4 protein-coding genes are annotated in these 4,309 nt (G+C 71.1%); 1 reads left to right on the plus strand and 3 read right to left on the minus strand.

Annotated elements, in window-relative coordinates; all coding sequences use genetic code 11:
* Positions 1-211 precede the first annotated feature (211 nt).
* Together ACIQOV_RS29735 and ACIQOV_RS29740 are read right to left on the minus strand one after the other, a co-directional pair.
* A complete protein-coding gene (locus tag ACIQOV_RS29735) occupies positions 212-1,258 on the minus strand; it encodes a zinc-dependent metalloprotease (RefSeq protein ID WP_401053667.1) in 1,047 nt (348 codons plus the stop codon).
* 58 nt (positions 1,259-1,316) lie between these two features.
* Positions 1,317-2,579 (minus strand): tetratricopeptide repeat protein, encoded by a 1,263-nt coding sequence (locus tag ACIQOV_RS29740; protein ID WP_401053669.1) that lies wholly within the window; start codon positions 2,577-2,579, stop codon positions 1,317-1,319.
* A 5-nt stretch (positions 2,580-2,584) separates the two neighbouring features.
* On the opposite strand from ACIQOV_RS29740, the gene ACIQOV_RS29745 reads away from it, so the two are divergent.
* A complete protein-coding gene (locus ACIQOV_RS29745) occupies positions 2,585-2,800 on the plus strand; it encodes a hypothetical protein (RefSeq protein WP_401053670.1) in 216 nt (71 codons plus the stop codon).
* Positions 2,801-2,836: 36 nt separating this feature from the next.
* Here ACIQOV_RS29745 and ACIQOV_RS29750 read toward each other — a convergent pair.
* On the minus strand, positions 2,837-4,309 hold a 1,473-nt coding region (locus ACIQOV_RS29750; protein WP_401053672.1), incomplete at its 5' end, for a glycoside hydrolase family 15 protein.

The following is a 4,309-nucleotide window of genomic DNA, read 5'->3' on the forward strand; positions in this document are numbered from 1 at the left end:
GGGTGGGGTAGCCGAGGCGGCGGGCGACATCCTCGGCTGTCACGATCAACTCCACCGTCGTCCTCCTCGCTCTGATGGGTGGCGAGGACGGACGGTAGGTGGCGTCCTTTCTTGTGTCGTCCCGGGGCTTCGTGGCGCGCAGCCGGGATCACGCCGGTTGCCTCACAAGCAGCCGCAGGCGCCCTCGTTCACAGCCCCGGCGGAGGCGTGCTCAGACGTCCTGGTGCCGGTCCAGCCAGATGGCCGGGTCCTGAATCTCCCGGTTGGTCGGCATCAGGTCTTCGTCCTTCAGGAGGCGTTCGATCAGCTGGAAGCCGCCGTGGTTGTAGACGGCGGCGATGAACTTCTCGCCCAAGTCGTAGGCGTCCGTCCTGGGGGACTCGGCAGTGAGCCGGGTGAACAGCTCGCTCGGCTCGGGCTCGTCGTCCAGGCGGTCGCGGGTGGCGATGCCGCACAGCCGCTCGGACGCCCGCGCCTGGACCCACGAGGCGTGGCCCTCTATGACGGCGGCCGGAGCGCGCCGCTCGTCGTGGGCCGCCTTCTTGTCCTGCAGGCCGAAGCGCATCACGGCGTAGGCGAGCGCCGGATTCAGTTCGAACTGAGCGAGATGGGTGATCTCGTGGGCGAGGCAGCAGGTCACCAGGCGGTCGGTACCGCGGGACTCGGCATGCGAGTCGGGCATGACTACCAGAGCCGGACCCTCGGAACGCCAGATGATGGCGCCCTGCACCATCGGCGCGTACTTGGCTGTCATCGCCCGGCCCTTGGACGTGCCCACCATGGTCGCCGTCGTCTTGAGCAGCCGACGCTTCACCCCGCCCAGTCCAAGCGAGTCGACTCCCCTGCCGATGATCAGCTTGTAGTGCTCGACCTGCCAGGCGACGAACTGCTGCGGGGTCGCTATGCGAACGGTGATGCGGTCGGGCAGCGGCAGCTGTGAGAGGTCGGCCGCCAGCGGGATCGCGGCTTCCATCAGCCGTTCGTATCGACGCTGGTCGTCGGCGGTGGCGTTGGCGTCGTTGTGGATGGTGAACATCGTGGATCTTTCCGTGGTTGGGCGGTTGTCGCGCGGCCTCGGCTCCTCCGGAGGAGTGGCGTTGGCGATGGTTTCGGGAAGGGGAGAGCAGGGGTCATGCCCGGCGAGGCGCTGCGGTGGCCCGACCGCCTTGGTGGGGGTTCGGATGCCCCGCGGGCGGCGTGCCCGGCGCAGCTGCGGGCCGCGCAGGAGACCGGGGCGAAAGCGCAGGGTGGTCTTCACGCTTCCTCGGTAGGGATCGGGGCCTGGAGCGGTGCCCCGGCGGTTGCCGACCAGCCGCTCACAGGCGGGTCGCCGAGTCGAGTCGGCGCCGAAGGCGGTCGGTGTCGTGGCTGCTGGCGAGCTCGGTGTACTGGGCGAGGCTGGTGGAGTACCAGTCCATGGCGGCATCGTGTTGGCCGACGCGCAGCGCGGCTTGCCCCAGGAACTCCATGGTGTGCGCGGTCCAGTAGGGCACCCGGAGGAAGCGGAACCGCTCCAGGGCATGTACGAGCGTGGTGGCGGCCAGGTCGTGGGTGCCCGCCAGCGAGTGGGCCTCACCGAGGTAGGCCAGCGCTCGTGCAACGTTGAGCGGGTCCGACTCGGTCAGACGGGAGAGCAACGTGCAGGCCTCCTGGAGCACCGGCACGCCGGCGACGGGGTCGCCCAGCCTGGCGCGCGCCGACCCCACGAGGATCAGGGCGAGGGCCTGGCCGCGGGCGTGGCCGATCTGCTCGTAGCGGGAGGCTGCGGCGGTCAGGTACGGCATGGCCTCGACGTAGCGGGCATCGGCGTGCAGGCACGCTCCGATGCCGCTGTCGGCCTGGGCGACTGCCTCAAGGTTGCCTTCCGCGAGGGTGCATGCGCGTTGGAGGCAGGTGATCGCCTCGTCGTACTCGCGGATGTCGCGCAGACCTCCGGCGAGCATCACCAGCATCTCGCGGATGGCCGTGGTGTTGCCCCAACGCTCGGCGGCGGCCAGGCCTTGCCGGTGGCTGGGAATCCACAGCGCGCGGCTCCGGGTGTAGAGGAACAGCGGCCATGCCGCGTGAGTCACACAGGTAGCGGCCGCGTAGTCACCGTGCTTGGTGGCGGCGGTGACTGCTGGGCGCAGCGCGGGAGCCACCGCTTCCAGCCAGGTGAGCGCCACGTGCTTGGTGGCGAACCGGACGGGCTCGGCGGGCTCGGGCCGGCTGGTGTGCTCCAGAACGCGGTGATGGGGGGTGAGGAGCCGGGCGGCTTCGTAGGCAGTGGTGGTCAGGAAGCCCAGGTACCGCTGGAGGACGGCGGTACGGGCGCCGGGGCTGTCGTTGAGGGCCTGGGCTCGGTCGGCCACCTCGGGGTGGATCGCGTACACGACTCCGCGGGCGGCGACGTCTGCGGTGTGCTCCAGCAGGTGCTGGGCCGTGAATTCCTCGAGCCACTTCTTGGCCTCGCGGGTGGGAGTGGCGGTGGAGGCGGCCACGGCGTAGACGTCCAGGTCCGGCGCAGGCAGGCTTGCGATCTCGGCGAGTAGTCGGCGGCCTTCCGGGGGCAGTCGGTCGATGGTGTCGGTGGTCGTCATGGGAGGTGCTCCTCGTAGGGATAGGCCAGTTCGATGGGGTCGGCCGGTGGTCCGGCCGCGTTGAGGGCGATGTCTCCACCGGTGCGCCCGAGCGCCGACGGCAGGCCGCCGCCGAGGTCTTCGAGGCGGACTGCCCCTCGCAGTTCGGCGGCGGCACGCTGCTCGCCGATCGTGAGGCGCAGCAGCGCGAGGGCGTGCTCGGCGGCAGGTTGAGGCGGTGAACGCAGGGGGCGGCGAGGGTGGGCGGAGCTGCGTCGCTACACCTCTGCCGTCGCGAGCACCCGTCGCCCGTCGACGGCGAGGACCTTGCGCGCCGCGTTGATGGCCAGGGCTGCCCGGATCAGGCCGTCGTGCGAGAGCCCCTGCGGGTAGTTGCCGAGATGAACTTGCTCGGCGGGGTCGTACTGCTCGGCGAGGAGACCGAGGTCGCTGCGCACCGCCAGCAGGCGTTCGAACAGGTCCTCGGCGTCGCTGTGCCTGCCGATCAGGGCGAGGGCTTCGGCCATCCAGAACGCGGTGGCGAGGAACGCTCCCTCGTGGCCGGACAGGCCGTCCACGTTGTCGGCCGCATCGGCGGCGGTCGGGTAGCGCAGGAGCATGCCGCCGCCGGCGCCGAGTTCGCGTTCGATCGCCTCGACGGTGCCGATCACCCGCTTGTCGTCCGGAGGGAGGAACCCCACGCGGACGATGTGCAGGAGGGAGGCGTCCAAGTCCCGGCCGTCGAGGTACTGGGTGAAGGTGTTGCGCTCCGCGTCGTAGCCCCGGGCGCACACCTCGGCGTGGATGGTCTCGGCGGTCGCCGCCAACCGCAGCAGGGTCTCCCGGTCGGCGTCACCGTGGCGTTCCAGCACCCGCACCGCACGGTCGAGGGCCACCCAGGCCCACACGAGGGAGGAGACGTACCGGCGCGGCGTGCCCCGGCTCTCCCACATCCCGTCGTCGGGCTGCTCCCACAGCGCCTCGACCTTGAGCGCGAGGGCGAGCAGCAGGTGGTCGGCGTCCGGGCACGGCGGGATGCCTGCGTCGTCCATCTGCGCGAGCAGGTCGGCGAGTTCGCCGTACACGTCCAGCTGGTGCTGTTCGGCGGCGGCGTTGCCGATCCGGACCGGCTTGGAGTCGCGGTAGCCCCTCAGGTGGGGCTGGGGCTCCTCGGCCGGCACCGGGCCGCCGTCGAGGCCGTACAGGGGTTGGAGGGCGTCCGGGTCGATGTAAGTCGTCAGCCAGTTCCGGTAGGCGGTCGGCTCCTCGGTGTATCCCAGCGACAGGAGGGACTGCATCATCCACGCGGTGTCGCGCGGCCACGTGTAGCGGTAGTCCCAGTTGCGCACGCCGCCGATGGGCGCGGGCAGCGAGGTCGTCGGGGCCGCGACCGCGGCGCCGCCGCCGAAGTCGCACAAACCCTTGAGGGTGAGCGCCGACCGGAGGACAGCGTCCCGGTGCGGGCCGTCGTAGGTGCAGGTGGACGCCCACCGTGTCCAGTACCGCTTGGTCTCCTCCAGCGCGGTGGTGTCCGTCGGCGGGGCGGGCGCCGGACTGTCGGTGCGCGTCCACGTCAGCGCGAACACGATGCTCTGCCCGGCCTTGAGCGGTATGTCGCAGGAGGCGGTGCCGCCGAGGTTGACGGTGTGGCGGGGGCCGTCCAGCCAGTACGTGTCACTACCGGCCGTCACGCGCAGCCTGGGCGTGCCATAGCCGACGTGGTGCAGGCCAGGGGTCAGGGAGCCGTAGCC

It is taken from the genome of Kitasatospora sp. NPDC091257, from assembly GCF_044757675.1.
GTDB classification, from domain to species: Bacteria; Actinomycetota; Actinomycetes; order Streptomycetales; family Streptomycetaceae; genus Kitasatospora; species Kitasatospora lactacystinica.